Annotated in this window: 27 protein-coding genes and 1 pseudogene; 9 read left to right on the top strand and 19 right to left on the bottom strand. The window is 67.7% G+C overall.

All coding sequences use genetic code 11. The annotated features are described in order from the left end of the window. Positions 1-4: 4 nt before the first annotated feature. Genes J8I35_RS25085 through J8I35_RS25075 form a run of 3 tightly spaced genes read right to left on the bottom strand, consistent with a single transcriptional unit; the run spans position 5 to position 2,914 of the window. A complete protein-coding gene (locus J8I35_RS25085; protein WP_050018150.1) occupies positions 5-532 on the bottom strand; it encodes an aromatic-ring-hydroxylating dioxygenase subunit beta in 528 nt (175 codons plus the stop codon). After that, complete coding sequence (locus J8I35_RS25080; RefSeq protein ID WP_050018149.1) at positions 533-1,792, bottom strand: Rieske 2Fe-2S domain-containing protein; 1,260 nt, start codon at positions 1,790-1,792, stop codon at positions 533-535. It lies immediately after the preceding gene. Between the two features lie 15 nt (positions 1,793-1,807). Then, complete coding sequence (locus tag J8I35_RS25075; RefSeq protein ID WP_063812545.1) at positions 1,808-2,914, bottom strand: 3-deoxy-7-phosphoheptulonate synthase; 1,107 nt, start codon at positions 2,912-2,914, stop codon at positions 1,808-1,810. 206 nt (positions 2,915-3,120) lie between these two features. Between J8I35_RS25075 and J8I35_RS25070 the strand changes: the two genes are divergently transcribed. Then, the gene (locus J8I35_RS25070; protein WP_050018148.1) at positions 3,121-3,561 is read left to right on the top strand and encodes a thioesterase family protein; all 441 of its coding nucleotides are present in this window, start codon (positions 3,121-3,123) and stop codon (positions 3,559-3,561) included. 40 nt (positions 3,562-3,601) lie between these two features. Here J8I35_RS25070 and J8I35_RS25065 read toward each other — a convergent pair whose 3' ends face one another. Both J8I35_RS25065 and J8I35_RS25060 read right to left on the bottom strand, forming a co-directional pair. Further along, positions 3,602-3,853 carry a LuxR C-terminal-related transcriptional regulator gene (locus J8I35_RS25065; protein WP_239468982.1) on the bottom strand — a complete coding sequence of 84 codons (252 nt, stop codon included), beginning with the start codon at positions 3,851-3,853 and terminating at the stop codon, positions 3,602-3,604. 255 nt (positions 3,854-4,108) lie between these two features. Then, positions 4,109-5,047 (bottom strand): LysR family transcriptional regulator, encoded by a 939-nt coding sequence (locus J8I35_RS25060; RefSeq protein ID WP_050018146.1) that lies wholly within the window; start codon positions 5,045-5,047, stop codon positions 4,109-4,111. Positions 5,048-5,937: 890 nt separating this feature from the next. On the opposite strand from J8I35_RS25060, the gene J8I35_RS25055 reads away from it, so the two are divergent. The 3 genes from J8I35_RS25055 (at position 5,938) to J8I35_RS25045 (ending at position 7,602) form a co-directional block, all read left to right on the top strand. After that, positions 5,938-6,165, top strand: a complete 228-nt coding sequence (locus J8I35_RS25055) for a DUF2945 domain-containing protein (RefSeq protein WP_209927480.1) — start codon at positions 5,938-5,940, stop codon at positions 6,163-6,165. Then, positions 6,162-6,746, top strand: coding sequence for a DUF488 domain-containing protein (locus J8I35_RS25050; protein WP_050018144.1), 585 nt, complete (start codon positions 6,162-6,164; stop codon positions 6,744-6,746). The genes J8I35_RS25055 and J8I35_RS25050 overlap by 4 nt, the downstream gene beginning before the upstream one ends. A 118-nt stretch (positions 6,747-6,864) precedes the next feature. Further along, a complete protein-coding gene (locus J8I35_RS25045; RefSeq protein ID WP_209927479.1) occupies positions 6,865-7,602 on the top strand; it encodes a sulfite exporter TauE/SafE family protein in 738 nt (245 codons plus the stop codon). 48 nt (positions 7,603-7,650) lie between these two features. Here J8I35_RS25045 and J8I35_RS25040 read toward each other — a convergent pair whose 3' ends face one another. The 6 genes from J8I35_RS25040 to ftrA all read right to left on the bottom strand — a co-directional run bounded on the left by J8I35_RS25040 (position 7,651) and on the right by ftrA (position 13,961). After that, on the bottom strand, positions 7,651-8,229 hold the full coding sequence (locus J8I35_RS25040) for an NnrU family protein (RefSeq protein ID WP_050018142.1): 579 nt from the start codon (positions 8,227-8,229) through the stop codon (positions 7,651-7,653). Between the two features lie 302 nt (positions 8,230-8,531). Then, positions 8,532-9,143, bottom strand: coding sequence for a TfoX/Sxy family protein (locus tag J8I35_RS25035; protein WP_209927477.1), 612 nt, complete (start codon positions 9,141-9,143; stop codon positions 8,532-8,534). Next, positions 9,140-10,249: a malate/lactate/ureidoglycolate dehydrogenase gene (locus tag J8I35_RS25030; protein WP_124630665.1), complete on the bottom strand. Its 1,110-nt coding sequence runs from the start codon at positions 10,247-10,249 to the stop codon at positions 9,140-9,142. Before J8I35_RS25030 ends, J8I35_RS25035 begins: the two co-directional genes overlap by 4 nt. 60 nt (positions 10,250-10,309) lie before the next feature. Beyond that, positions 10,310-11,764, bottom strand: coding sequence for a M20 family metallopeptidase (locus J8I35_RS25025; protein ID WP_006480804.1), 1,455 nt, complete (start codon positions 11,762-11,764; stop codon positions 10,310-10,312). 78 nt (positions 11,765-11,842) lie between these two features. Next, positions 11,843-12,913 carry a nitronate monooxygenase gene (locus J8I35_RS25020; protein ID WP_209927475.1) on the bottom strand — a complete coding sequence of 357 codons (1,071 nt, stop codon included), beginning with the start codon at positions 12,911-12,913 and terminating at the stop codon, positions 11,843-11,845. A gap of 85 nt (positions 12,914-12,998) precedes the next feature. Then, the gene (gene ftrA, locus J8I35_RS25015) at positions 12,999-13,961 is read right to left on the bottom strand and encodes a transcriptional regulator FtrA (RefSeq protein ID WP_006480801.1); all 963 of its coding nucleotides are present in this window, start codon (positions 13,959-13,961) and stop codon (positions 12,999-13,001) included. 130 nt (positions 13,962-14,091) lie between these two features. On the opposite strand from ftrA, the gene J8I35_RS25010 reads away from it, so the two are divergent. Continuing rightward, positions 14,092-14,511 carry a rhodanese-like domain-containing protein gene (locus J8I35_RS25010; protein WP_124630662.1) on the top strand — a complete coding sequence of 140 codons (420 nt, stop codon included), beginning with the start codon at positions 14,092-14,094 and terminating at the stop codon, positions 14,509-14,511. A 90-nt stretch (positions 14,512-14,601) separates the two neighbouring features. Then, entirely contained in the window at positions 14,602-14,928 is a 327-nt protein-coding gene (locus tag J8I35_RS25005) for a superinfection immunity protein (protein WP_050018136.1), read from the top strand. 15 nt (positions 14,929-14,943) lie between these two features. Here J8I35_RS25005 and J8I35_RS25000 read toward each other — a convergent pair whose 3' ends face one another. The 7 genes from J8I35_RS25000 to J8I35_RS24970 all read right to left on the bottom strand — a co-directional run bounded on the left by J8I35_RS25000 (position 14,944) and on the right by J8I35_RS24970 (position 21,428). Beyond that, positions 14,944-16,104 carry a cytochrome P450 gene (locus tag J8I35_RS25000; protein ID WP_209927473.1) on the bottom strand — a complete coding sequence of 387 codons (1,161 nt, stop codon included), beginning with the start codon at positions 16,102-16,104 and terminating at the stop codon, positions 14,944-14,946. 108 nt (positions 16,105-16,212) lie between these two features. After that, on the bottom strand, positions 16,213-16,479 hold the full coding sequence (locus J8I35_RS24995) for a YodC family protein (protein WP_050018134.1): 267 nt from the start codon (positions 16,477-16,479) through the stop codon (positions 16,213-16,215). A 344-nt stretch (positions 16,480-16,823) separates the two neighbouring features. Then, positions 16,824-17,684, bottom strand: a complete 861-nt coding sequence (locus J8I35_RS24990) for an isocitrate lyase/phosphoenolpyruvate mutase family protein (RefSeq protein ID WP_050018133.1) — start codon at positions 17,682-17,684, stop codon at positions 16,824-16,826. A gap of 141 nt (positions 17,685-17,825) precedes the next feature. Then, positions 17,826-19,493, bottom strand: coding sequence for an ankyrin repeat domain-containing protein (locus J8I35_RS24985; RefSeq protein WP_209927471.1), 1,668 nt, complete (start codon positions 19,491-19,493; stop codon positions 17,826-17,828). Between the two features lie 182 nt (positions 19,494-19,675). Then, complete coding sequence (locus tag J8I35_RS24980; RefSeq protein WP_209927470.1) at positions 19,676-20,101, bottom strand: GNAT family N-acetyltransferase; 426 nt, start codon at positions 20,099-20,101, stop codon at positions 19,676-19,678. A gap of 57 nt (positions 20,102-20,158) precedes the next feature. Beyond that, on the bottom strand, positions 20,159-21,019 hold the full coding sequence (locus J8I35_RS24975; RefSeq protein ID WP_050018130.1) for a MurR/RpiR family transcriptional regulator: 861 nt from the start codon (positions 21,017-21,019) through the stop codon (positions 20,159-20,161). A 55-nt stretch (positions 21,020-21,074) separates the two neighbouring features. Then, entirely contained in the window at positions 21,075-21,428 is a 354-nt protein-coding gene (locus J8I35_RS24970; protein ID WP_050018129.1) for a NirD/YgiW/YdeI family stress tolerance protein, read from the bottom strand. Between the two features lie 233 nt (positions 21,429-21,661). Here J8I35_RS24970 and J8I35_RS24965 point away from each other — a divergent pair, with 233 nt between their 5' ends. From J8I35_RS24965 to J8I35_RS24950, 3 genes and pseudogenes are all read left to right on the top strand, one after another. Next, the gene (locus J8I35_RS24965; protein WP_050018128.1) at positions 21,662-22,324 is read left to right on the top strand and encodes a response regulator; all 663 of its coding nucleotides are present in this window, start codon (positions 21,662-21,664) and stop codon (positions 22,322-22,324) included. Beyond that, complete coding sequence (locus tag J8I35_RS24960; protein ID WP_209927468.1) at positions 22,321-23,697, top strand: ATP-binding protein; 1,377 nt, start codon at positions 22,321-22,323, stop codon at positions 23,695-23,697. Before J8I35_RS24965 ends, J8I35_RS24960 begins: the two co-directional genes overlap by 4 nt. A 372-nt stretch (positions 23,698-24,069) precedes the next feature. Further along, a pseudogene (locus tag J8I35_RS24950) lies at positions 24,070-24,150 on the top strand (antibiotic biosynthesis monooxygenase); the annotation flags it as partial. A 402-nt stretch (positions 24,151-24,552) separates the two neighbouring features. Here J8I35_RS24950 and J8I35_RS24945 read toward each other — a convergent pair. Then, the gene (locus tag J8I35_RS24945) at positions 24,553-24,807 is read right to left on the bottom strand and encodes a PAAR domain-containing protein (RefSeq protein ID WP_080334425.1); all 255 of its coding nucleotides are present in this window, start codon (positions 24,805-24,807) and stop codon (positions 24,553-24,555) included. Positions 24,808-24,912 lie beyond the last annotated feature (105 nt).

The following is a 24,912-nucleotide window of genomic DNA, read 5'->3' as shown; positions in this document are numbered from 1 at the left end:
TCGTTCAGATCGGATAAATCAGCGAGTTCGGAATCATCTCGCTGTCGTACACGCAGATGCGCGACTCGAAACGCAGCCCGTGCGGCGTACGCACGATCCGGTCCAGGTAGCGCCCGGTGTTGTACACGTCGCTCATCTGCTCGGTCTTCGTGCGCAGCACCGCGTAGTTCGTCTCCGCCTCGATCACCGCGTCGTCGAGATACGTGATGAACGGCAGCCCGATCACGTGGCGCTGGTAGTACGGATCGAAGAACAGCGTCTCCTTGATCCCGTAGACGCGATCCTTCAGCATGCCCTTGCTCTCGAAGTCCATCACCGCGAGGGGCAGGTTGCGCTCGTGGTTCTCGCGCGGCACCACCGTGTACCGGCATTGCTCGATGAAGAATTCCGGCCACGCGTCCCAGTCGCCGCCGTCGAGCACGGCCGCATATCTCGCATTGAGCTGGACGAGCGAATAGAAATCCTCGAAGTTCGCGCCGCCCGCGTGCGGCTCGGCGGACGGTCGGTCCGTTCGTGTCGTGATCGTGCTCATTCAGGCCTCCATCACTTGGCGCCAGTACTGGTACATGCCGCGCACCAGCGTTTCGCTGACCATATGTTCGGTCTGCTCGTCGATCTGCCGGCCGCCGAGCTCGTTGTAGACGTTGCCGTGCTGGATCTGCTCGAAGCTCTGCTGCACGCATTCGATGACCTCGCCGTCGTCCGCCGACACGAAGCCGGCCGGCCCGAACAGATTGGCCTGACGCAGACGGCGCCGCGTCATCTCTTCCGTGTCGGTCTCGAAACCGAAATGCGTCCACACGTAGTCGAACACGCCCGGGCCGATCGGCCGGATGCGACGCGTCGACAACGCATTGACCTGCTGCTGGATGATGACGCTCGGCATCAGCGTGAGCATCACGACGGTCGGATCGCCCCACCACGGTTCGTGCACGACGTCGAGGAAGCGGTCGTCGTGCAGCGTCATGCGCTCCTTGAAGCTCGTCACGTTGTGGGTCACCTCGCCGCCGCCGCCGCCGCTGCGGATCGACACCATCGCGCCATGCCGGTGATGCGCATCGGTCACGAGCCGGGCGGGATTGTCCGCGCGCCACAGGCCGAAGTTGACGAACCAGGTATGCAGCAGCCCCGCGTGATACGGATCCTTGATGTTCTCGACCATCAACTTCCAGTTGCTCGGCACGCGCTGCCGCGTGTAGCCGAGCACGGTCAGCTTCGGGCCGTGGAACAGACGATCGTAGTAAGGCAGGATGCGCGGGCCGAGGAAGTCCTCGAACGATTCGACGTTCTCGTCGAACGACGCGAACACGGCGCCGCCGCGCGTCGACACGCGCAGGCGCCGCAGCGCATGCTTGCCCGGCTCGAAATCCGCCGGCATGCCGCCGTTGATCGTGCCGCCCTGACGCACGCCGCGCCGGAACGGCACGCCGATCAGGTTGCCCTTCAGGTCGTAGTTCCACTGGTGATACGGGCAGTGGAAATCCTTCGCCTTCCCCGAGCGCTCGCGGCAGAACTGCATGCCGCGGTGCGCGCACGCGTTTTCGAAAACGACGATCTCGCCGTCCTCCGTGCGCGTCATCACGACGGATCGCTCGCCGACTTCCGTGCGCTGGAAATCGCCGGGAGACGGCACTTCGGCTTCGAGGCCGATGTAGCACCAGTGATTCGCATAGAACAGGCGCTCGAGTTCCCGCTGGTACAGCGCTTCACTCGTATACGCCTCGTAGGGTGTGCGGCTGGCGCCGTCGCCTTTCCAGTCGAGCGCGCGGGCGATGTCGATGGGTGAGTTCAAGAGAGCTCCTTTCATTCAGTAAGAAACGGCCTGCATCGCGACGGCGGCGCCGTGCGCGATGAAGCCGGCTGGCGAACGCCGCCGCGCAACCGCCGCGGCAGCCAACTGCTCGACGAGTTCGGCCGTGTGATCCCAGCCGAGACATGCGTCGGTGATGCTTTGGCCGAATACCGGCGGCGTGCCCGGCACCAGGTCCTGCCGCCCCTCGACGAGGAACGACTCGATCATCACGCCCACGATCGCGCGCTCGCCGCGATGCAGTTGCGCGGCGACGTTGCCGCACACGTCGATCTGCGCGCGGGTCTGCTTGCCGCTGTTGCCATGGCTCGCGTCGATCACGACATACGGGGGAAGATGGGCGTCGCGCAGCGCGGCGCAGGCGGCCGCGACGCTGGCGGCGTCGTAGTTCGGGGTCTTGCCGCCGCGCAGGACGACATGCGTGTCGGGATTGCCGCGCGTGGTCGCGATTTCCACGCCGCCGGACACGGACGACCTCAGGTAGCTATGCGACGCCCGCGACGCGCGGATCGCGTCGATCGCGACCTTCACGTTGCCGTCGGTGCCGTTCTTGAAGCCGACCGGCAGGTCGAGCCCCGACGCGGCCTGGCGATGGATCTGCGATTCGGTCGTGCGCGCGCCGATCGCGCCCCACGACACGAGATCGTCGAGATACGGCGCGGTCATCGGATCGAGAAATTCGGTCGCGGCCGGCAAGCCCAGCGCATTGATGCCGAGCAGCACCTTGCGCGCGACGCGCAGGCCGTCCTCGATCCGGAAACTGCCGTCGAGATACGGGTCGTTCAGCAGCCCTTTCCAGCCGACCGTGGTGCGCGGCTTTTCGAAATAGACGCGCATCACGATCTCTAGCACGTCGGCGTACCGCTCGCGCAGCGGCGCGAGGCGGCGCGCGAACGCCAGCGCGGCGTCGGCATCATGGATCGAGCACGGGCCGACGATCAGCGCAAGCCGGTCGTCCTCGCCCGCGATGATGCGCGCCAATGCGCGCCGCGCATCGCCGATCGACCGTGCCAGGCCGGGATCGCAGGGCAACTCGGCGCGCAACCGCTGCGCACTGATCACCGCCACGCCTTGCGTCAACGCTGCCTCAACGGATTTTTCCATTTAACGCTCCACTCTCGCTGATCGGATGCCGATTTACGGAGGCAATTAGAGCGCGGTCAAATCCCCGGTGATACTGTCATTTATCTCAGAAGCATTTCACATAGTGAATATCTGTGATTTCCGACAGTATTCCGATATGCGGTTCACGTCTAACTTAACTCCTGCCAAAAACGTTCTCACCCGCCGTTCTGCCAAGGAGCCTCGCAATGACAAGAAAGTATTTTGAAACCCGAATCGACGTGAAGTATCGGGAAACGGACGCGATGGGCCATGTGAGCAGCCCCGTCTATTACGACTATCTGCAGCACGCGTACCTGACCTACATGCACGACCTGCTCGAGCTGCCGTATTCGGAAAAGCTGCCGCACATCATGGTCAAGACCGCGTGCGAATATCTGAAGCCCGCGCAGTACGGCGATACGATCACGGTCCGCAGCAGCGTCACGCGCTTCGGCTCGAAGAGCTTCGAACTGGAATACCTGATGGTGCGCGACGGGCAGGCGGGCACCGAGGATTCGGCCGACGATCCGGCGGTGGTGGCGCGGGCCGTGTCCACGCACGTGATGTTCGACTACGGCAGCAAGACCACGGTGCCGGTGCCGGAAGAGTTCAGGACGCGCGTGCTGTCGTTCCAGGGCGCGATCTGATGCGGCAACCGGGGCTCCGCGACGGACGCCCCGGTACCGTTCAGGCAAACACGATCAGGCCCATCAACACGGCTTTCACGACCGCATTGGTCTTGTTGGACGCGTTGAGCTTGACGATCGATCTCGAAATGTGGAAGTTGATCGTCCGCTCGGTCAGGCCGAGAATGATGCCGATCTCATAGGCGGTCTTCCCTTCCGCCGCCCATCGCAACACCTCGCATTCGCGCATGCTCAGCGCGACATCCGCGGGCGCCGCTATATTCGCCGCACACTGAATCATTCGTTTCTCCATCCAGAATAAGACGCCAATGTTTCAGATTCGTTATTTCCAGCGTTCACCTCAATTCACATACCCCTCGGATTGGATGTTTATTATTTAAAGGCGTCACGAATATTCGGCGAATTCACAAGCAACGATCGTCCCACGCATTATCTCCGGCGTTGTCACAATGGAATCGAGCATACCGAATCGATTTACGCTGCGGAAGATGCACGAGACGCAATGTATCAATGACGTTGACGCACGCCACCAGAGTTGCATGATGCGTCACATCGAAGCGGCCGCATGACAAGCGGGTGCGATCGCCTCGGCCACGCGCGGCGCGCAGATACCGCGCACGCAATCGCGCAGCCAGCGATGCGCGGGGTCACGGTCGAAACGCGGGTGCCAGATCTGCGAGACGGTCAGGTCCGCGATCGGCAACGGCAGCGTGAAGCTGTACATGCCGACGCGGGACCGCTCGGTCTGCCGCTCCGGCACGCTGGCGACGAAGTCCGAGCTGCGCGCGAGCGACAGCGCGGTCGGAAAGCTCGACACGACGGTCGTCACCGAGCGCGCGATGCCGAGCGAATCGAGCAGCGTATCGATCGGGCCGTTGAACTGCCCGCGGCGCGACACGCTCACTTGCGGAAACGACGCGAAGCGCTGCGGCGTGATTTCGCCGGTCGCCAGCGGATGATCCGCGCGGACCACGCCGATGAAGCGGTCGCGAAACAGCGCCTGCACGCGCAGCTCCGGGCCGGCCTGGCCGATCACGCCAACCTCGAGATCGATGTCGCCGTTGCGCAGCGCATCGACATGCTTGTTGGGTTTCGGCGCGAAGCGCAGCCGCACGTCGGGCGCGGCGCGCGACGCGTGTTCGAGCAGCGCCGGCGCGAAGGTCTCGACGAATGCCTCGTTCGCGCGAATCGAGAACGTGCGCTTGAGCGTACTCATGTCGACCCGTTCGCACGGGCACATGACCGAATGCGCCTCCACGACGAGCGCATGCACCCTGTCGCGCAACTCGAGCGCGCGCGGAGTCGGGACGAGATCGCGCCCTGCCCGCACCAGCAACGGGTCGCCCGTCATCACCCGCAAGCGCGCGAGCGAGCGGCTGAGGGCGGACGGACTGAGGCCGAGCGCGTTGGCCGCGCCCACGACGCTGTTCTCGGACAGCAACGCGTCCAGAACGACGAGAAGATTGAGGTCGATGGAAGTCGCCATGTTGCGCTCTTGCTGTACTGTCGGGACCGGCCGGCCGATGGGCCGACGGCATCGTGCCTCGGGCGCATGTGCTCCGTGATTCGCGATAGACCGGAAATCGGCAATCGCGCCGCCGAGCCTGACGCACGATCGTGCGTCCGCCGAAATGGCGGGCAGCGAATGGCGGGGAGTATTCGTGCCACTGAGAAAATCCGCTGCGGATTTATTGCACTTGTGAACGATTGTGCACCGCGCTGCAATAAATCGCAACCGGACGCGATGCGTATCGGGTTTAAATGAAACGATGCGCGCGAATGAACAATAAAATAAAACCGATTTCGATTGCGTCGATCCGCGCATCGCGCACGCAAGCCGGCCGGTGAAGCAGGGCCCGCAACGGCAAAGCCAGTGCGGGCGCCACCAAGCGCTGCATGCCCGGCCGGCACGGCTTCCGCGCAAAGCACCGCACACTCCCGCGCACCGCGATCGAATGTCAGAACATTTCGACGCTTCTATTGACTTTCACACCGATATTCCGCGCTGGCTCGCATACGTTTATGAAACCCATTCGATCGGCCGATTCGCGCAGGTCTTCCCGCGATATGAGATAAACCCGTCGGATTGTGTGGCCTGCCCCTTTTGCGATTCGATCGATATTTCACTTGTCCGGTGACGTTTGGTCCGATCCGCGCTGCCCGAGTCTTTATCCTTGTAAAAATTTCGGCCAGAGAGAAAATCGCGCGACATTGGTTCGTCGGTCTCGTCGTGCAGGCAACGCAGCGCCGCGCGGCCGTCTATGTCTTTCTCCGCGAACGGTCGTGGCCGATAATGGACCCGCCGTTCGTCCCGGCATGACGACACACACCGCGAGGATCGACGCACACGGCAACCGCGCCAGGAGGACCCGCTGCATGACCACCCCATTCAAGCTGGGCGACCACGTCCGCTGGAATTCCGAGGCCGGCTACGTGACCGGCACGATCATCGCGATCCACACCGCCGACTTCGACTACAAGGGCCATCGCCATCACGCGTCGCCCGACGATCCGCAGTACGAGGTCAAGAGCGACCGGACCGACCATGTCGCCGCGCATCGCGGCCGCGTGCTCGAACGGATCGCCGGCAAGGACCGCACATGACGCTCCCGTTCTACACGATCGGCCATTCGAACCGCACGCTCGACGAATTCGTCGGCCTGCTCGATGCGGTCGAGATCACGCTGCTCGCCGATATCCGCAAGATGACGCGTTCGCGCACCAACCCGCAGTTCAACGAAGCGACGCTGCCCGATACGCTCGCCGCCGCCGACATCGCGTACGAACACATCGCCGAACTCGGCGGCCTGCGCGGCAAGTCGCGCGGCATACCCGACGACGTCAACGACTTCTGGACGAACCGCAGCTTTCACCGCTACGCGGATTACGCGCTGTCGCCCGAATTTCACGCGGGCCTCGACCGACTGATCGCCCAGGGGCACGAGCAGCGCTGCGCGATCATGTGTTCGGAAGCCGTGTGGTGGCGCTGTCATCGACGCATCGTGTCCGACTACCTGATCGCGCGCGGCGAAACGGTACTGCACATCATGGGGCGCAACCGCGTGGAACCCGCGCGGCTCACGGCCGGCGCAGTCGTCCGGCCCGACGGCACGATCGTCTACCCAAATGTCGACGACGACCACGGCAGCGCCGCGCGAGCGAAAGACGCCCCACCGGACGCGTGACATCGCGCGCGCCCCGCGCCGGCTTCCGGCGGCCGCCATCCTGCATTACCATCGTGCGGGCACCCCGCCCGCGCTTCTCCGGCAGCGGGCCCCCCGCCACCTCTTCCGTTGCGCACCGATGCTCGCTCTCATCATCGTCGCCGGCCTCTGGGCCGGCCTGCAGAACGCCCTCGCGGGCGGCGGTTCGTTCGTCACGCTGCCCGCGCTGATCGTGTCGGGCATGTCGCCGCTCGCAGCCAACATCACGTCGACGGTCGCGCTGTTCCCCGGCCAGGTCACGACGGGCTGGGCGAGCCGGAACATGGTGAGCGGCGTGGGCAAGCTGCCGTTTCGCGCACTGTTCGCGATCAGCGTGGCCGGCGGCGCGCTCGGCGGCCTGCTGCTGCTGAAAACGCCGTCGTCGATCTTCTCGCACCTGGTGCCGTGGCTCGTGCTGTTCGCGACGGTCGTGTTCGCGTGGGGCAGTTTCTTTCGCAAACCGGGCGCCGGCGCGCAATATCTCGGCCCCGTCGCGGCCGGGGTCGCGCAGTTCCTGATCGCGATCTACGGCGGCTACTTCGGCGGCGGCATCGGGTTCCTGATGATGGCCGCGCTGACGATGGCCGGCCTGCCGCCGCGTCACGCGATGTCGACGAAGAATGCGCTCGCGGGCGTGATGAACGCATCGGCCGTCGTGCTGTTCGTCACGTCGCCACACCTGCACTGGCGTGAGGCGATCGCGCTCGGCGCCGGCGCCATCGTCGGCGGCCTGCTCGGCGCATGGGCGCTGCATCGCGTGAACGAACGCGTGCTGCGCATCGCGATCGTCTGCATCGGCGCGCTGCTGACCGTCGGGTTGTTCGTCAAGCCGATCTGACGCACGCACGCCGTTGCCGCGGCAGCCGGTCCGGCCCGGCGTGCACGTTCAGCCGAACGGCCGCACGCCGATCAGCGGGCCGTGCAGGAATCGCGCGAACACAGCCCACGCGACGAGGCCGGCTGCCACGGCCGCGACGTCGCCGGCCAGTGCGCCGGCCGGATAGCGGACACCGTCGCGGCGATCCCGCGCACGCGACACGACAAAATCGACGATCGACCACACGAAGAACGCGCCGAACAGCACGACCGCGTGCACGGTGCCGTTCACGAGGAGGTGCGCGACCGCCCAGACCATCACGCCGGCCAGCATCGGATGCCCGACGAGCGTCTTGATCCGGTTGCGCGGCACGTACGACGCGGCGATCAGCACGAACGCGACCGCGGTCAGCATGCCCGTCAGGTGACGCACGCCGACCGGCGACACCCACAGCAGCGTCGCGCCCGCGCGCGCGAGCCCGTACCCCCAGACGATCAGCGCGAAGCCGACGATCGACGCGATCGCGTAACCGCCCTTCCAGCCCTTCTCGCCGATCCGCTCGATCGTCGCGGACCGCCAGCCGTCGGCGACGATCCGGATCGAATGCACACCGAGGAAGATCGCTAAACCGAGAATCAGGACGAGCATCGGCTGTCTCCGTCTGGAATGATGAGTGGGGAAGCGTTCCGCGCGGCGTCGGGTGCGCCGTTCGCGAGGCCGGCGGCGAGGCCGGCGCGGGTCGCGCGACGCATGGGCACAACCCGCGCCGATCATAAACGCCGGGGCCGCCGTTGTGAAGCATGCAGGACGTGCGGTGCGTCAAGCTCGATGCATGCGTGCGCCGGATCGTGCGGGCACATAGGCCGCGCAGCGTGCTGGTCGGCCGCGACGGGCGCGCCTGAAAGTAAGGAAAGCGAAAATCGCGAGGCGGTCGCTTCTCGTGATCGGGACTACGCCTGCTTGCGCTTCGCCGCGGGTTTCGGTGCCGGCGCGGGCGACGATTTCGATGCCGGTTTTGCTGTCTGCGCCGACGCCGGTTTCGCTGCTGCTTTCGCCGCGGGCTTCGTTTTCCGTGCCGGCGCGGGTTTCGTTACCGATTTCGTCGCAGGCTTCGCCACCGGTTTCGCTGCACGTTTCGACGCGACCTTCGACGCCGCTTTCGGTGCAGCCTTCGCCCCCGCTCTGGACACAGTCTCCGACGCCGCCTTCGCCTTGCGCTTCGGGGTCCCGGCCAGCAGCGCCGCGCGATACGCGCCGCGGCACCAGTCGAACAGCGCGCCCGCATCCTCGAGCACGTCGGCCGGCGTCTCGTAATAGCCCTCGAGCGAGACGGTGCGCGTGGGCCTCGCATACGAGAACGGCCCCATCCCCGCCGCGACGAACGCCGGGCGGTTCACGTCGTCCACCCGCAGGAACAGCGACCCGCGCGACATGAAGCCGAACATCACGCCGTCGAGCCGCAACGCCGCACCGCTGAAGAACCGTACAACGGCGACCGTGCCGAGCGGCGCAAGCTGATACGCGATTTCCTCGCCGTGCGCCTTCTCCGACTGCCAGCTCATGCGGGCACCTCGCAGCGCTGCGTCCATGCATCGAGCTCGGCCGCGTCGACACCGACGGCCGCCGCGCTCTCGCGAATCTGCCGCCACGTCGCGCGGTCGACCGGAATGCCGGTCGTGCCGCGTGCGGCGCGGCTCGCCTCTTCAGGTTCGCCCGGCATCTGCACCGGCGTATCGCCGGCCTGCGGCGACGCCTTCGCCCACGCGACGAACGCATCGGCTTCGCGTTCGGCATCGGCCGCGTCGAACGCTTTCGGATCGATCAGCACCGACAGCATCCCGTTGACGATCGCGCTCGTCTTCTGCAGCGTATCGCCGTACGTCGTATGCCCGCCCACGAGCGCGCCACCGAAAATCTCGCACATCGCCGCAAGCGCATATCCCTTGTGCAGCCCGAACGGCAGCAGCGCGCCGAACGGCTGCTCGTGCATCACGGCCGGATCGTCGGTCGGCTCGCCGCGATGGTCGATCAGCGACCCAGCCGGCACGCGCTTGCGCTGGTTGTACGCGACCCGCGTCTTGCCGTACGCGATCGCGCTCGTCGCGAAATCGAGCAGCAGCGGCGGCTTGCCCGCACGCGGATACGCGGCGCAGAACGGGTTCGTGCCGAAACGCGGATCGGTGCCGTGCAGCGGTGCGACCAGCAGGTCGCCCGGCACGTTGACGAAATGGAACGACACGAGCCCCGAGCGCGCGCACTGCTCGGCCCAGTGCCCGATACGGCCGAGGTGATGGACGTCGCGCAGCCCGATCGCGCAGATGCCCATGCGCCGTGCGCGCTCGATCCCTTCGACCATCGCCTCGAACGCGATCACCTGGCCGAAGCCGCGCCCGCCGTCGATCGTCAGCACCGCGCCGCCGTCGCGGACGATCGACGCGTGCGCGTTCAGTTGCAACTGCCCTTCCCGCCACGACGCGACGTAATTCGGGATCATCCCGATCCCGTGCGAATCGTGGCCCGCGAGATTCGCGCCGACCAGGTGATCGGCGACGAGCGTCGCCTCGCGCGGATTGCTGCCGGCCCGTTCCCAGAGTGCCGCGACGAATGCATGCAGCGGTTCGGCGCGCATGCGCAGCGGTTCGGTATCGGGCGTCGGCAGTGCGGTCATCGGCAACACTCCATCCAGTCGGTTCGGGTCGGGCAATCGGTTCGTCGAACGCTGCGACGCTCAGCGCGCGGTCGCGATCACGTCGGCCACCGCCGCCGTGAGCTTCTTCGCGTACGGCACGTGCAGGAACTCGTTCGGGCCGTGCGCGTTCGACTTCGGCCCGAGCACGCCGCACACCATGAATTGCGCGGCGGGGAAGCCTTCCTGCAGCACGTTCATCAGCGGGATCGTGCCGCCGAGGCCCATGTACGCGCAGTCGGCGCCGAAGTGCCGGCGCGACGCGGCGTCGAGCGACGACGCGAGCCACGGCGCGAGATCCGGCGCGCTCCAGCCGGTCGCCGCGCCCGCGTCCGGCTTGAACGTGACCTTCGCGTTGTACGGCGGATCGAGTTCGAGCAGTTCCTTCAACTGCTGCACGGCCTGCGCGGCGTCGACGAGCGGCGGCAGCCGCAGCGACAGCTTGAACGCGGTGCGCGGACGCAGCACGTTGCCCGCATCGGCGAGCGCCGGCATGCCGGCCGCGCCCGTCACCGACAGCGACGGACGCCACGTCGAATTCAGCAGCGCCTCGCGCGGATCGGTCGTGGTCGGCAGCACGGGCTTGCCGTCCTGGCCGCACGCCCAGGGCAGCCCCTTCCACACCGTGTCGCCGAGAATCGCGGCGGCCGCTTCGGCTTCGCGCACGCGGCTCGACGGAATCTCGCAATGGAACGCACCCGGCAGCAGGTTGCCGTTCTTCGCGTCTTCGAGGCGTTCGAACAACTGGCGCATCACGCGGAAGCTCGACGGCGCGATGCCGCCGTACACGCCCGAGTGGATGCCTTCTTCCAGCACCTCGACCTGCAGGTCGCCGGACACGAGGCCGCGCAGCGACGTGGTGAGCCACATCTGGTCGTAGTTGCCGGCGCCCGAATCGAGGCACACGACGAGCGATACCTGGCCGAGCCGGTCGCGCAATGCGTCGACGTACGGCAGCAGGTCGTAGCTGCCCGACTCTTCGCAGGTCTCGATCAGGCCGACGCAGCGCGGCCGCTCGATGCCCTGCTCGTCGAGCGCGCCGAGCGCCGCGAGACTCGCGTAGATCGCATAGCCGTCGTCCGCGCCGCCGCGGCCGTACAGCTTGCCGTTCTCGAATTTCGGCGTCCACGGGCCGAGATCCGCGCGCCAGCCGTCGAATTCGGGCTGCTTGTCGAGGTGGCCGTACAGCAGGATCGTGTCGGTGCTGCCCGAACGCGTGGCCGGCGACTCGAAGAAGATCACCGGCGTGCGGCCCGGCAGACGCACGATTTCGAGCTTCAGGCCCTTCACCGGCTGGCGTTCGGCCCACTGCGCGGCGTCGGTGACGACGCGTTCGAGATAGCCGCGCTTCGCCCAGTCGGGGTCGAATGCGGGACTCTTCGCGGGAATCGCGATGTAGTCGGTCAGTGCGTGGAGGATTTCATCGTTCCACTTGCGCTCGATGAAGGTAACGAGCTTGTCATGGTCGAGGACGGGGGTAGTGTCGACGGAAGTCATGGTGGGGGTGCCTGGATCGGGCTGACGAAAATCCAGATCATACGCCGATGCTCCCCCGCCGGCGCCCGTCCTGGCCGTTCAGCCAGCCGTCGGAAACGCGTCGCGCAGCCCGGCCGCGCACGCGAGTGCGTCGCGCCACAGGCGCTGCGTCAATTCACCGGCATCCTCTTCGCGCGCGAGCGCCGCGGCCTCGCCCGACCACAGCAGCGAGAAATCGTCGCGGCCCTGTCGCTCGAACGCGCCGCGCAGCGGATCGACCGCGGCCGTCGCGAGCGGAAACGCCGGCGCGAGCGCACTCATCGGCCCCTGTTCGCGCATGAAGCGCGTCAGCAGCCCGCGTGCGGGGCGGCCCGTGTACAGGTTCGTGATGCGTGTGCCGTCGTCGCGGGCGGCGCGCACGGCCGCGCGATGTTGCGCCGAGCGGCCGGCCTGCGGCGTCAGCAGGTAGCCGGTGCCGATCTGCACCGCGCGGGCGCCGAGCGCGAACGCGGCCGCGATGCCGCGCCCGTCGGCGATCGCACCGGCTGCGATCACCGGCGCGCGTACTGCATCGACGATCTGCGGCAGCAACGCGAACAGGCCCGGTTGCGCGTGGATGTCGTTGGTCAGGAACATCCCGCGATGGCCGCCGGCCTCCGCGCCCTGCGCGACGATCGCGTCGACGCCGCGCGCATCGAGCCAGCGCGCCTCCTCGACGGTCGTCGCGGACGACACCACCTGCGCGCCCGTGCGGCGCACGCGGTCGAGCAGCGCGTCGTCCGGCAGTCCGAAATGGAAGCTCACGACGGCCGGCCGCAGTTCCTCGACGACCGCGCACATCGCATCGTCGAACGGCGCGCGGCCGGGGCCGCCTTTCACGTCGGCCGGGTCGAGCCCGGCTTCCGCGTAGTAGCCGGCGAGCGCCGCGCGCCAGCGCGCGTCGACCTCGGCATCGGGCGCGGGCGACGCATGGCAGAAGAAATTCACGTTGAACGGCGCGGCCGTGCGCGCACGGATCGCCGCGATCTCGTCGCGCAACTGCTGCGGGCCGAGCGCCGCGCACGCGAGCGAACCGAGGCCGCCGGCTTCGCACACGGCAATCGCGAGCGGGCTCAGCGAGCCGACCATCGGGGCCTGGATCAACGGCAAACGGGAAGGCAGCATCGTCATCGGCATCCTTGTTCGGAATGAGTGGCCGTCGCCACACCAGTGGTTCTTTTCTTCGTCGCGCCCGAGCGATGCCGCCCGGCGCCGGCTACGTGCCGCCGCGATCCATCCCGCGCCGGTACGCGGCCGGGCTCGTCGCCGCGACGCGCCGGAAATGCCGGCGCAGCGATTCCTCGGAACCGAACCCGGCGCGCGCCGCGACTTGCGCGAGCGGCAACGCGGGCTGCGCTTCGAGCATGTCCTTCGCGACGTTCACGCGTTCGCGGATCAGCCATGCGAGCGGCGACATCCCGGTCGCATCCGCGAACTGACGCTGCAGCGTACGCGTACTCATCGCGGCCTGCGCGGCGAGCGACGCGAGCGTGTGCGGCTCGGCCGCATGCGCGCGCATCCAGTCGATCAGCTTCGCGAGCCGGTCGGTGCCGCCCGGTGCGACCGGACGCGGCACGAACTGCGCCTGCCCGCCGTCGCGATGCGGCGGCAGCACGAGACGCTGCGCGACGCGGTTCGCGATCGCGCCGCCGTGATCGCGGCGCACCAGGTGCAGCAGCATGTCGAGCCCCGCCGCCGAGCCGGCCGACGTGACGATCTGCCCTTCGTCGACGTACAGCGCATCGGGATTCACGCGCAGCGCCGGATAACGCGCCTGCAGGCGCTCCGCATATCGCCAGTGCGTCGTCACGGTAAGGCCATCGAGCACGCCGGCCGCCGCCAGCACGAACACGCCCGAACAGATCGAGCAGAGCCGCGCGCCGCGCCGATGCGCGGCCCGCAGTTTCTTCAGCAACGGCTCGGGCGGCAGTTCGTCCGGATCGCGCCAGCCGGGAATCACGATGGTGTCCGCGCGATCGAGCGTCGCGAGCCGGTACGGCGCCGCAACGGTGATGCCGCCCGCCGCGCGCACGGGCCCCGGCTCGCTCGCGCATACCGCGAAGCGATACCAGTCGACGCCGAGTTCGGGGCGCTCGAGCGCGAACAGTTCGACCACGCAGCCGAATTCGAACGTGCAGAGACGATCGTAGGCGAGCGCGACGACGAGATGATTGTGCATGGCGCGATGTTACCGGAACTTGTCGATCGCGCCACTGCCGCGAAACGAGCCGAACCGCGATACTGCCCTTCATTGCGGCGCGTTCCGTGCCCGCTCGGTTCCGTACCCGCTCAACCAGGAGAGCCCGACCATGTCCTATGTCACCGACGTCCCCGCTGCCGACAGCCCCGCCGCGCTCGCGCATTTCGAGGCATCGCTGCGCTTCGAGACCGATTGCTGGGACGTGCACGACGCACTCGCGTCCGGCACGCCCGATTTCGTGCTGCTCGACGTGCGCGGCGCCGACCCGTTCGCCGCCGGCCACGTGCCCGGCGCGCGCAACCTGCCGCACCGCAAGATCATCGAAAGCAAGCTCGCCGGTTATCCGGCCGGCACGCTGTTCGTCGTCTACTGCGCGGGGCCGCACTGCAACGGCGCCGCGCGCGCGGCGATCCGGCTCGCGCGCCTCGGCCGGCCGGTCAAGCTGATGATCGGCGGCGTGACGGGCTGGCTCGACGAAGGTTTCGCGCTGAGCAACGACGTGCAGCCGGCGGACGCCGAAGCCGGCTGATCGTCACCAAAAGCGCAACAATCAATTGCCTGCACACGAACGGAAAAAGCGCGACAATCAGCCTCATTGCAGTTCGGACGGAGCAGCACCATGCATGATGAAGTCCTGATTCAACTGGCCGGTTCAGTCGCGGCGATCGCGCTCTATTTCCTGCCGGCCGTCATTGCCGACCGGCGCGGCCGGCACGACAAGCTCACGATCGCGATGTTCAACGCGCTGTTCGCGTGGACGGGCATCGGCTGGCTGATGACGCTGTACTGGGCGTGCCAGCCGAATCCGCGCACCGACGTCGCGCAGACGATCCTCGCGAAGCGCCGCGGCGTCAGCATGCGCACCTTCTCGACCGGCCTCGTCGAACGCGTGCAGCGCCGCGTCGCCGCCCAGGAGCAATGGGCGGAAAAACAAGGCTGCCGTTAAGTCCCTCTTTCCGCTTCACCGCGTCGCGTCGAACTTCGGCATCCTGACGTTGGTCGACGCGCGGTAATCCCACTTCAGTACGTCGCGCGGCGGCCAGCCGCCCGCGCGCAACCGCGCCGCGAACGCCCCCGCCGTCACCGCCCGTGCGATCCGCTCGCCCGGACACCCATGCGGCCCCGTGCCGAAGCCGAAATTCGGCCCTGCCGCGCGGCCGGGCGTCAGCCGATGCGGCTCGCGATGCACGGCCGGATCGCGGTTCGCCGCCGCGAGCACGACGAGGATCGCGTCGCCGGCTTCGACGCTCACGCCTTCGATCGACGTGCGCGCCGCGACGAACCGGCGCGTGTTCTGCACCGGCGCATCGAAACGCGCGACTTCGGCAACGAATGCGTCGAGCGCGGCCGCGTCCGGCGCCACGCCGGCTTCGCCGTCCCATGCCACGAGTGCATTGCCGAGCCAGGCGGCCGTCGCCTCGCACGTCTGCGACAGCAACCCGACGAGATTCGCGACCAGCGCGCCGCTCGCGTGCCAGCCGGACGCGCGGGCCGCCTGCTGCACCGCGGCGACCAGCGTGCCGTCGCGCGCATGCGACTGCGCAACCCGTTCCGTCATCCGGTCGAGCAGTTGCCGCGCCGCGTCGCTCGCGCGCGCCAGCGCCGCGGTATCCGACAGCGGCGACAGCGCGGCGACGAACTCGACGACCCGCTCGGCAATGTCGTCGAGTTGCGCTTCGTCGAAGCCGAGCAGATCGGCAACCGCGCACACCGGCACCGTCATGCACCACGCATTCAGCGCATCGGCATCGCCGGGCGTCGGCAACCGCCGCGCGGCAAGCGCGTCGGCGCGAGCGCGCAGCGCATCCGTGTCGATCGGCGCGAACGCCGCGCGCAACGCCTGCTTCGGCATGTCGTGTCGCGACGGGCCATCGTTCATGCGCACCAGCTCGCCGAACAGCGCACCGGCCGTCGTACCGCGCAACGCGGGCGGCACCGGCGCGTCGAGCGGGCGTACGCGACAGGCCGGATGGCCGAGCACGGCCGTCACGGTCGCCGCGCGGCTCGCGACCCACAGGCCGAGCGTGGCGTCGAACGCAAGCGGCGGCCCGTCGACGAGCGCGGCGTAATAGGGATAGGGATCGCGGTGCGTGACCGCGGCAATGGGATCGGTCGGGTTCATGCGTTCAGTATCGGCGCAGCGCGCCGCCGCATGTTTCGGAATAGCGTGAAGTGTCGTTGCACGGACGCCGCGCGCCGCGCGGCGCGGCATCGCGGCGGCCGGCCGGCGTCAGGCCGCCGACCGGTAGCGGTGCGACTGCATGCGCAGTCGGACCCGCCCGGCCGAAATCGCACGCGGCTCGGGCGCCACCGTGTCGTGATGAAACATTTCCTGCCGGAACTCGCCGTTTTCGTCGAACCACTGGCAGATCAGCCAATCGCCGTCGTCGAACACGACCGGCCCGGCATACGTGACGGTCATGCGCGGCCCGCCCGTTTTCAGCGTCACGACATCGCCCACGCGAAACCTCACTCGATGATTTTCTCGGATCGTCATCGCTCTCTCAGCTTTTAATATATTGAATATATTGATATTCCCGGCAGCCCACTCGCCGGTCATTCGAACGTGACGCAGATTATCAATCAAAAAATCATCCGGCAACTGCCGCGCACTGAAACGTTCTGAACGAGAACCTGCAACAATGCACGACATCGTCGCGTATGACAGCCCGCCAAGCCTCAGATTCGGCGCGGTTTGCGCGCCGGCGGCAGCCGATCGGGCGGAATGCGGAGAATAAGCGACGATTTTCGCGTCAGCGTCGGCGATTAATGCGGACGCGAAACCAATTGATTATTGTCAATCAATGCTTAAGTGGAAACGATTCCGGATTTTATTGGGGCTCATTCGCCGAACAAAATCGGCGAATTATCCGGCGCCGCGAACCAGCGGTTGATATCGCGCCCCGGCACGGCTGCCCGCGTAAAGGTGAACGTGCCGTCGCGCCGCATTTCCGTCGCCGCGTGCAGGAACGCGCCGAGCGCGGCCCGCGCCAGCGCGCCGCCGACGCTGACGCGCTTCACGCCGAGCGCCGCCAGTTCGTCGAGGCTCAGCAACCCGCCCTGCAGCCCCATGACGACATTGACGGGCGCGCCGACCGCCCGGGTCACGGCCGCGATCTCGTCGGCGTCGGTGATGCCGGGCGCATACAGCACGTCGGCGCCGGCGTCGCGATACGCGACGAGCCGCGCGATCGTGTCGTCGAGGTCGCGGCGGCCGTGCAGGTAGTTCTCGCAGCGCGCGGTCAGCGTGAACGGAAACGGCAGCGCGCGCGCCGCGTCGACGGCCGCCGCGATGCGTTCGACCGACGCGTCGCGCGCATAGATCGGTGTATCGGCGCGGCCGGTCGCATCCTCGATCGAGCCGCCGACCGCGCCCGCCTCGGCCGCCAGCCGGATCGTTTCGGCCACCGTGTCGGGCGCGTCGCCGAAGCCGTTCTCGAGATCGGCGCTGACGGGCAAGCCGCCCGCGGCGACGAGCTCGGCGATGTGATCGAGCATCGCGTCGCGGTCGATCGCGTTGTCGGGCTGCCCTTTCGAAAACGCGTACCCGGCGCTCGTCGTGGCGAGCGCTTCGAAGCCGGCCATCGCGAGCAGGCGCGCGGTGCCGGCGTCCCACGGGTTCGGGATGATGAACGCGCCGGGGCGCGTATGCAGTGCACGGAAAGCTTCGGCGTGGCGGGCTTGCTGGTCGGAACGGGTCATTACGAACTCCGGGAAGGTGTTGACGGTGAGCTTACGCCGGTCGTGCACGCGACGTTTCAGCGTTTGCCGAAATGTCGTCGCGCAACGGAAACACCCGGGCCGGCCGGATGCGGGTCGCCACGTTCAACGGCCCGCGTCGCGTCACGTCGATGCGGGCCGCCCGTCGTCGATGCCGAGCAACACGTCGGTGACGGCGTCGGAGAACCGCATCGCGCGGCCGTCGATCAGCACGCCGTCCGGATTCGACGGATCGCGCACCGCTGGCGGCACGCCGTGCGCGAGCAGCACGCGCGCGCACGCGTCCCAGTCGGGATCGCCGACGCCCTCCGGCTCGTTGACGGATGCCCACGACAACGTACCGAGCGCATCGCTGCCGAACCCGTGCAGGTCGCGCCAGCTCGCGCCGTGTGCAAGCAGGAACGCCAGCAGTTCGGCATCGCCGCGGAACACCGCGTGATTCAGCGCGCTCGCGTCCCAGTCGCCGCCGCGCGCGGCGATCGGCCAGTCCAGCTCGACCATCACCTTCACCGCGTCGCGCGAACCCCATGCAGCGGCGTCCGGTAGCAACCGCAGCCGATCGTCGGACAGCGCACCGGGCAGTTCGGGGTGTTCCGCCTGAATGCGCCGCGCGTCGTCGGCATCGGCGCGCGCGCAGGCCGCCATGAACGCGTCTTGCGCATCGAGCGCCTCCTCCGCGCCGGCCGCGCGCAACAGCGCCGCGACGTCGGACAACCCGCCCTGCATCGCGAGCCGGTATGCGCTGACGCCCGCCGCGGTCCGCGCGCCGAGATCGGCGCCGGCCGCCAGCAGCGCGGCGACGTGGCGTGCCGGGCAACGCACGGCGATCGCGCGCAACAACGGCGCGCCCCACATCCTCGTCGGCCCATCGCCGGCCGGCTCGTTCGGGTCGCCGCCATGCGCAAGCAGCAGCTCGAGCGCGGTCGCGTCCGGCACGTCGAGGGCGCGCCGCAACGCATTCGTGCCGCCCACTCGTGCGCCGTGCTCGAGCAGCAGACGCGTGCACGCCGGGTTCTCCACCGAGTGATACAGCGATTCGCCGTCGTTCGGATCGGCGCCGGCTTCCAGCAGCATCGCGGTAAGCGCCGGATCGCGATTGACGCCGGCGGCGCCATACAGCGCCGACAACGGTTCCGACTCGTCGGGCTCGGCAAGCGAGGCCGGCGGATACCGGTTCCCGATCCGCTGGTTCGGATCGGCGCCCGCCTCGAGCAGATGACGCGCGCACGCACGCAACCCGGCCGCGAATTCGGGAAGCTGCGCGAGCCGCGAATGCGTGACGGCGACGAGCGGCGGCAACTTCAGCGCACCGCCGGCGCGCGCGATCCAGCCGGGATCGGCGGCCAGCGCCGCCTTCACCGCGTCGAGATCGCCCGCCGCGCATGCGATGGTCGGGTCCGCCGACACGAGATCGGGACGATCGAGCAGCAATTGCGCGGCGACGCGCGGCCGGGCCGCGTCGAAACCGCCGGTCACGTCGGCGCCGTACGCGAGATCGAGCCAGCGCCGGATCAGCAGCGATCGCGGTTGCCGCGTGAGTGCGTGCGTTTCGACGAACACGCCGAGATCGGCCCACGAAGCAAAGCCGTACTCGCGTGCGATGCAGGACTGCGCGTCGTGCAGGCGCAGCCCGAGCGCGAGCGTTTCGTCGTGCGTGCGATGCGCGGCGGCGGGCAGGGATGCGACGAAGCGCGCGACGGCATCGGCGTCGCCCTGCCGGTACAGGCGCAACAATGCCTTGGCCTGCTTTTTCAGATGATCGGGATGAGCGTCGGGAGGCAGCTTTTTCATGCGGATCCTTGTGCATGGATGGCCGAAGGTCCGCAACACCGCCAGCACGAAGGATGGGGAAGACTGGATTGACTGCGACAGGTGGGTTGAACCCTTTCCGCGGACCCGGAAGCGACCTGCATCGCTGCCCGGTATCGTAGGCGACGGCTGACCGCATCGTCAACCGGGCCGGGCCGCGCCGTTCAGCCCGCGAGTTTCTTCGTCAGGAAGATGCGCGTGTGCCCGACCGGGTAATCGGTCAGCTCGCCAAAGCGCACATAGCCGCGCTTCTCGTAGAACGGCCGCGCCTGGAAGTCGAACGTATCGAGCCACGCGCTGTGGCAGCCGCGCGCGACGGCCTCTCGTTCGGCCAGATCCATGATGCGCGTGCCGGCGCCCTGGCCGCGCGCGGCCTCGGGCACGACGAGCAGGTCGACATGCAGCCAGCCGAACGCCGTGCCGCCCCACAGGCCGCCGACCACCGCGCCGGCGGCGTCGGTCGCGATCACGGCCAGCGGCCGGAAATCGACCGGGCCGGCCTGGCTTTCGTTGAAGCGGATCAGCGGCGCGACGATCTGCTTGCGCACGTGCGCGTCGGCCGCGTCGGTCACTGCGTAGGTCAACGTCATCGGTTACGTCGGGTCGTGAATGAGCGTTGGCTGAAACCATCCATACCGCCGCGCGCGTCAAACGACGTACGCGCCCTTCGCGTGCAGTTCCGCTTCGGTCCGCTCGAGCGCCGCGATCGCATCGCTGCCTTCGAGCGCCAGCAACTGCGCGACGAGCGCCTCGGCCATCGCGTGCGCGGCCACCAGCGACGGAAAGAACGACGGGCTGTCGTGCGTGAAGATCAGTTGCGCGTCCGCGTGCAGCGCGATCGGCGACACGGCGCTGTCGGTGATCGCGACGATCCGGCTGCCCTGCGCCTTCGCAGCCTGCGCGACACGCGTCGCTTCGGCCGAATACGGTGCGAAGCTGACGATCACGGTCACGCTCTGCTTCGCGATCGTCCGCAGCTCCATTTCGAGCGAGCCGGCGACGCCGTTCAGCAGCGACACGGTCGGCCGGAACAGCCGATAGCCGTAGACGAAACCGAACGCAACCGGATAGCACGACCGAAACCCCGCCACGTGCACGTGCGACGCCTTGCGGATCAGCTTCGCCGCATCCGCGAGCGTGTGCTCGTTCTGGGCGGCGGTCGCCGACAGGTTGTGCTGCTGCGCGGCGAGCAGATCGTGCGCGAGCGACGCCTTCGCGTCGGGCCGCACGAGCGAGCGCGCACGCTGGGTGAGCGGCTCGGGACGCGTGCGCACGCGCGCGACGCACAGGTCGCGCAGCTCGTTCCAGCCGGGAAAGCCGAATTGCTGCGCGAGCCGCACGAGCGACGCAGGCTGCACCTGCGCGCGCTGCGCGACCTTGCGCATCGACGACGTGGCGACTTCGTCGGGATGATCGAGCAGGAAGGCGGCGCCCGCCTGGAATTGCGGGCTCAGCTCGGAAAATTGCGCCCGTATCCGGGACGCGAGTTCGTCGAAATTGGCGGCCATCTTGGTGGGAACGGGAACCGGTCGTCCATGGTATCACCGGCCCCGCGCCCACCGGTCAGCGCAGCACTTCGACGTGATCGGCGTCGACCTTCACGCGGCCCGACCATTTGCGCTCGAATTCGCCGGTCAGCTTCACTTCGTTCTTGTCGCTGACGGGCTGGCCCGCCGCCCACAGCTTGCGGTCGATCTCGACGTGGATCGTGCCGGTGGCGTCGGCGAACTCGTAATCCTCGCCGCCGACGTGCTTGACGATGCGCCCCTGCAACTGCACGTGCTGGTCGTCCTTGCCGTTGGCGAGCAGTTCCTTCACGGTCGTCGTGGTCAGCGCGGACGGCCCCGTGTATTGCGCATGGACGGCAGCAGGCAACGCGACGAGCGCGACCGCCAGGATTCTGGCCAGGTGTTTCATTATCTCGGTCCTCTTCTTCGATGTGGCGCCGCGCTCCGTTGAACGCGACGGCGCCAGATTACGGACCGTAAGATTAAGCAAACCTGAAGGTCGCGCCCAAGTGACACGCTGCCGCATAGGACGAGTACGAAAGCCCGCCGCACGCCGCCCGCATTTAAGCTCCGCCTAAGACGCGTGCGCTTATCATGAGAATCCCGGGCGCTGCCGCGCCCCCGTTGGAGAGACACCAATCCATGCGCGTACTGCTCGTCGAGGACGATCCGCTGATCGGCAGCGGGCTCGAACAGGGCCTCAAACAGGAAGGCTTCGCGGTCGACTGGGTGAAGGACGGCGACGCCGCGTCGCTCGCGCTGCGTGCGACCAGCTACGGGCTGCTGCTGCTCGATCTCGGGCTGCCGAACCGCGACGGTTTGTCGGTGCTCGCCGCGCTGCGCCGCCGCGACGAAACCCTCCCCGCGATCATCATCACCGCGCGCGACGGCGTGCCCGACCGCATCGCGGGCCTCGACAGCGGCGCGGACGACTATCTCGTCAAGCCGTTCGAGCTCGACGAGTTGCTCGCCCGTATCCGCGCGGTCAGCCGCCGCCATGCGGGCCGCGCGCAGACGACGCTCGCGATCGGCCCGCTGCGGCTCGACCCCGTCAAGCACCTCGTCTGGCTCGACGACGACGAAGTGCCGCTGTCGCCGAAGGAATTCGTGCTGCTGCACGAGCTGATGCGCGAACCGGGCGCGGTGATTTCGCGCGAGCAGTTCGAGGAACGGCTGTACAGCTGGGGCGAGGAAATCGAGAGCAACGCGGTGCAGGTGCATATCCACAACCTGCGCAAGAAACTCGGCCACGACATGATCCGCACGGTGCGCGGCGTCGGCTACCGGATCGGTGACGGCACGTGACGCGGATGCAACGCGCGATCGCGCGCTGGCGCAACGCGTCGCTGCGGCGGCGCCTGCTGACGTGGCTGCTGCCGGCCGCGTGCGTGATCGGCCTGGTCGCGAGCGCCGGCACCTACTGGGGCGCGCTGCGCGAACTCGACGACCTGCTCGACGACCAGATGCGCAGCATGTCGAAACAGATCGTCGTCGGCCCGAACGGCGAGCTGTCGTTCAGCAACCACGCCAAGGGCAAGCACGGCTTCGAAGCGAGCGACCCCGATGCGGTGCTGCTGCAGGTGTGGCGCAACGGCACGCTGGTGTATTCGACCGACCGCGATTCGAAGCTGCCGCCGCCCGAGCAGAAAGGCATCGCGAGCGTCGACGTCGATGGGCAGCCCTGGCGCACCTATGTGACCGAGCGAGGCGGCACGACGATCCGGCTCGCGCAGGCACGCCACGCACGATGGGAAGCGATCGCGGGCATCGCCGTCCACCTGCTGTGGCCGGTGTTCTCGATGCTGCCGCTGCTCGCGCTCGGCCTGTGGTTCGGCATCGGCGCGGGGCTGCGGCCATTGCGGGCGATCGCGGCCGGCCTGAAACGCAGGAATGCGAACAACCTCGAGCCGGTCGACGTCGCATCGATGCCGAACGAGGTTCGCCCGCTCGCCGAAGCAATCAACGATCTGCTCGCACGCCTCGACCGCTCGTTCACGCTGCAGCGGCACTTCATCGCCGATGCCGCGCACGAACTGCGCACGCCGATCATGGGGTTGTCGATCCAGTCGGAACTGCTGCGGCGTGCAGCGACGGCCGAGGAACGCGAGCATATCCTCGCGCAAATCCATGCGGGCACGACGCGCCTCGGCCACCTCGCCGAACAGTTGCTGACGCTCGCGCGCCTCGAACCCGATGCGCAGGCGGCCGCCGCCGCATCGGCGCCGGTCGATCTCGCCGCGCTGTGCCGCTCGGTGGTGTCGGACCGCGCGCGCGTCGCCGATGCGCACCGCATCGATCTCGGCGCGATCGTCGACGCCCCCGTGACGGCATCGGGCAACGCCGACACATTGCGCGTGCTGCTGAACAACCTCGTCGACAACGCGATCCGCTATGCGGGCGAAGGCGCGCGCGTCGACGTGTCGGCGCGCATCGACGGCGAGACGCCCGTGCTCGAAGTCGCCGACGACGGCCCCGGCATTCCGGAAGCCGAACGCACCGACGTGTGGGAGCGCTTCTATCGCGGCGAAGGCGCGCAGGCGGTCACGTCGTCGGGCAGCGGGCTCGGGTTGTCGATCGTCAAGCGGATCGCCGAACAGCATCGCGCGACGGTCGCGCTCGGCACTACGCACGGCGGACGCGGGCTGACCGTCACGGTGCGCTTCCCGCGGCCGGCCTGATGCGCGCGGCGGGCGGCTTGTCCACAGATTATGTTGGCAAGCTTGTGGACAACCGTCCATTAACGGCACCAAGCCATTGATCGAAAAGGGTTTGTCGTGCGTGCGCGGCAAATGCGCCCGGCAGATCAGCTACGCACCCGACTCAGTTGTCGTCGGCGATTCGCTCGACCCGCAGGCCGGTCGGCCGACGTGCTGACCGGCGAAGGGCTGATTGGGTCGCTACCCGATCCGGCACACAAGCGTTCCCCTTTGCACGCGCCGACGTCTCTCGGCGAGGTGTCCTATCAGGCCGTGGTCGGGCGGTGGCAACAGCATGTCCGCGACATCGCCGGCGACTTCAGTTCGGCTGACCTGGATGCAGCGGTCCTCGTGCTGCCGGCCTATCCGTCGTCCGCCGTCGCGAGCCCGCACCTGTTCCAGAAAGTCGGCGTGGCCGGTATCTGCACGGCGTGAGGGCATGACCTGCCCGGCGAAGTTCAAGAAAACATCCTGACGGCTGGTTGTCCGGTCCAGTAATCAATCGTCCCTGGCGGGCAACCCAACCCGATTGCAGAAGCACGTTGCAGCCGTCCCGGTTGGGTGGCTGGATCGTCCCCGGCGGCAAATGCCCTACCCCCAAACACCGATGCGGCTGTTCGGCGTAGCCAAGTGCGTTGCTCTGATCGTCGCGTCAAAGTAAGACGCGAAAGCGCGAAGAACTTTGCCTGCCGCCACACAAACGGTAGCCACCCCGTCCTGTCTACTATTGAGATTCATGCGAACAGCGACAAGCTGCCGCGACTCAGCGGACGCCGATGCATCGCCCGGTGCATGTCTGCCTGGAAGCTGAATCATGGCGTGCTTTCCCTGTTCCGCTCAATCAAGCAACCAGCCGTTATCGCCCTCGACCAGCGTGCCGCCGTGGCTGGTGGTGTCACCCTCGCGGGCGACCGCCCGGCCGCCAAACGTGGTTACGCCCCCGGTGACGATGACAGCACCGCAACTCGTAGAGTCACCGACACAGGCCGCTTTTCTCCCCCCGACGGTCACGCCGTCCGTGCCGCTGATAACAGTTCCGGGTCCGTGCAACGGACAGACATGGCGATGGCCGACAAGCACAACGGGTCGCATGAAAATCTCCGATGGTGATATTGATCTGCCGTTACTTTCCAGCGGCGGCACTCTGTTCGCCCACGTACTTCCACTGGAAGCTGAAGGGGTCCACGCCCCGGTCCC

Origin of the sequence: Burkholderia sp. CpTa8-5 (genome assembly GCF_017815045.1) — a bacterium.
GTDB classification, from domain to species: domain Bacteria; phylum Pseudomonadota; class Gammaproteobacteria; order Burkholderiales; family Burkholderiaceae; genus Burkholderia; species Burkholderia sola.
The sequence above is the reverse complement of the archived record's forward strand: the minus strand, read 5'-3'. Positions and strand labels throughout refer to the sequence as shown.

What these genes read in the sequence shown, in the direction of transcription:
- J8I35_RS24970 (WP_050018129.1), bottom strand. Translation starts at nt 21,428, where the DNA reads ATGAAACACCTGGCCAGAATCCTGGCGGTCGCGCTCGTCGCGTTGCCT.
- ftrA (WP_006480801.1), bottom strand. Translation starts at nt 13,961, where the DNA reads ATGCACAATCATCTCGTCGTCGCGCTCGCCTACGATCGTCTCTGCACG.
- J8I35_RS24945 (WP_080334425.1), bottom strand. Translation starts at nt 24,807, where the DNA reads ATGCGACCCGTTGTGCTTGTCGGCCATCGCCATGTCTGTCCGTTGCAC.
- J8I35_RS25010 (WP_124630662.1), top strand. Translation starts at nt 14,092, where the DNA reads ATGTCCTATGTCACCGACGTCCCCGCTGCCGACAGCCCCGCCGCGCTC.
- J8I35_RS25020 (WP_209927475.1), bottom strand. Translation starts at nt 12,913, where the DNA reads ATGACGATGCTGCCTTCCCGTTTGCCGTTGATCCAGGCCCCGATGGTC.
- J8I35_RS25085 (WP_050018150.1), bottom strand. Translation starts at nt 532, where the DNA reads ATGAGCACGATCACGACACGAACGGACCGACCGTCCGCCGAGCCGCAC.
- J8I35_RS24965 (WP_050018128.1), top strand. Translation starts at nt 21,662, where the DNA reads ATGCGCGTACTGCTCGTCGAGGACGATCCGCTGATCGGCAGCGGGCTC.
- J8I35_RS24990 (WP_050018133.1), bottom strand. Translation starts at nt 17,684, where the DNA reads ATGACCCGTTCCGACCAGCAAGCCCGCCACGCCGAAGCTTTCCGTGCA.
- J8I35_RS24995 (WP_050018134.1), bottom strand. Translation starts at nt 16,479, where the DNA reads ATGACGATCCGAGAAAATCATCGAGTGAGGTTTCGCGTGGGCGATGTC.
- J8I35_RS24975 (WP_050018130.1), bottom strand. Translation starts at nt 21,019, where the DNA reads ATGGCCGCCAATTTCGACGAACTCGCGTCCCGGATACGGGCGCAATTT.
- J8I35_RS25025 (WP_006480804.1), bottom strand. Translation starts at nt 11,764, where the DNA reads ATGACTTCCGTCGACACTACCCCCGTCCTCGACCATGACAAGCTCGTT.
- J8I35_RS25050 (WP_050018144.1), top strand. Translation starts at nt 6,162, where the DNA reads ATGACGCTCCCGTTCTACACGATCGGCCATTCGAACCGCACGCTCGAC.
- J8I35_RS25035 (WP_209927477.1), bottom strand. Translation starts at nt 9,143, where the DNA reads ATGAGCTGGCAGTCGGAGAAGGCGCACGGCGAGGAAATCGCGTATCAG.
- J8I35_RS25065 (WP_239468982.1), bottom strand. Translation starts at nt 3,853, where the DNA reads ATGGAGAAACGAATGATTCAGTGTGCGGCGAATATAGCGGCGCCCGCG.
- J8I35_RS25060 (WP_050018146.1), bottom strand. Translation starts at nt 5,047, where the DNA reads ATGGCGACTTCCATCGACCTCAATCTTCTCGTCGTTCTGGACGCGTTG.
- J8I35_RS25070 (WP_050018148.1), top strand. Translation starts at nt 3,121, where the DNA reads ATGACAAGAAAGTATTTTGAAACCCGAATCGACGTGAAGTATCGGGAA.
- J8I35_RS25000 (WP_209927473.1), bottom strand. Translation starts at nt 16,104, where the DNA reads ATGAACCCGACCGATCCCATTGCCGCGGTCACGCACCGCGATCCCTAT.
- J8I35_RS24980 (WP_209927470.1), bottom strand. Translation starts at nt 20,101, where the DNA reads ATGACGTTGACCTACGCAGTGACCGACGCGGCCGACGCGCACGTGCGC.
- J8I35_RS25030 (WP_124630665.1), bottom strand. Translation starts at nt 10,249, where the DNA reads ATGACCGCACTGCCGACGCCCGATACCGAACCGCTGCGCATGCGCGCC.
- J8I35_RS25055 (WP_209927480.1), top strand. Translation starts at nt 5,938, where the DNA reads ATGACCACCCCATTCAAGCTGGGCGACCACGTCCGCTGGAATTCCGAG.
- J8I35_RS24985 (WP_209927471.1), bottom strand. Translation starts at nt 19,493, where the DNA reads ATGAAAAAGCTGCCTCCCGACGCTCATCCCGATCATCTGAAAAAGCAG.
- J8I35_RS25045 (WP_209927479.1), top strand. Translation starts at nt 6,865, where the DNA reads ATGCTCGCTCTCATCATCGTCGCCGGCCTCTGGGCCGGCCTGCAGAAC.
- J8I35_RS25040 (WP_050018142.1), bottom strand. Translation starts at nt 8,229, where the DNA reads ATGCTCGTCCTGATTCTCGGTTTAGCGATCTTCCTCGGTGTGCATTCG.
- J8I35_RS25075 (WP_063812545.1), bottom strand. Translation starts at nt 2,914, where the DNA reads ATGGAAAAATCCGTTGAGGCAGCGTTGACGCAAGGCGTGGCGGTGATC.
- J8I35_RS25005 (WP_050018136.1), top strand. Translation starts at nt 14,602, where the DNA reads ATGCATGATGAAGTCCTGATTCAACTGGCCGGTTCAGTCGCGGCGATC.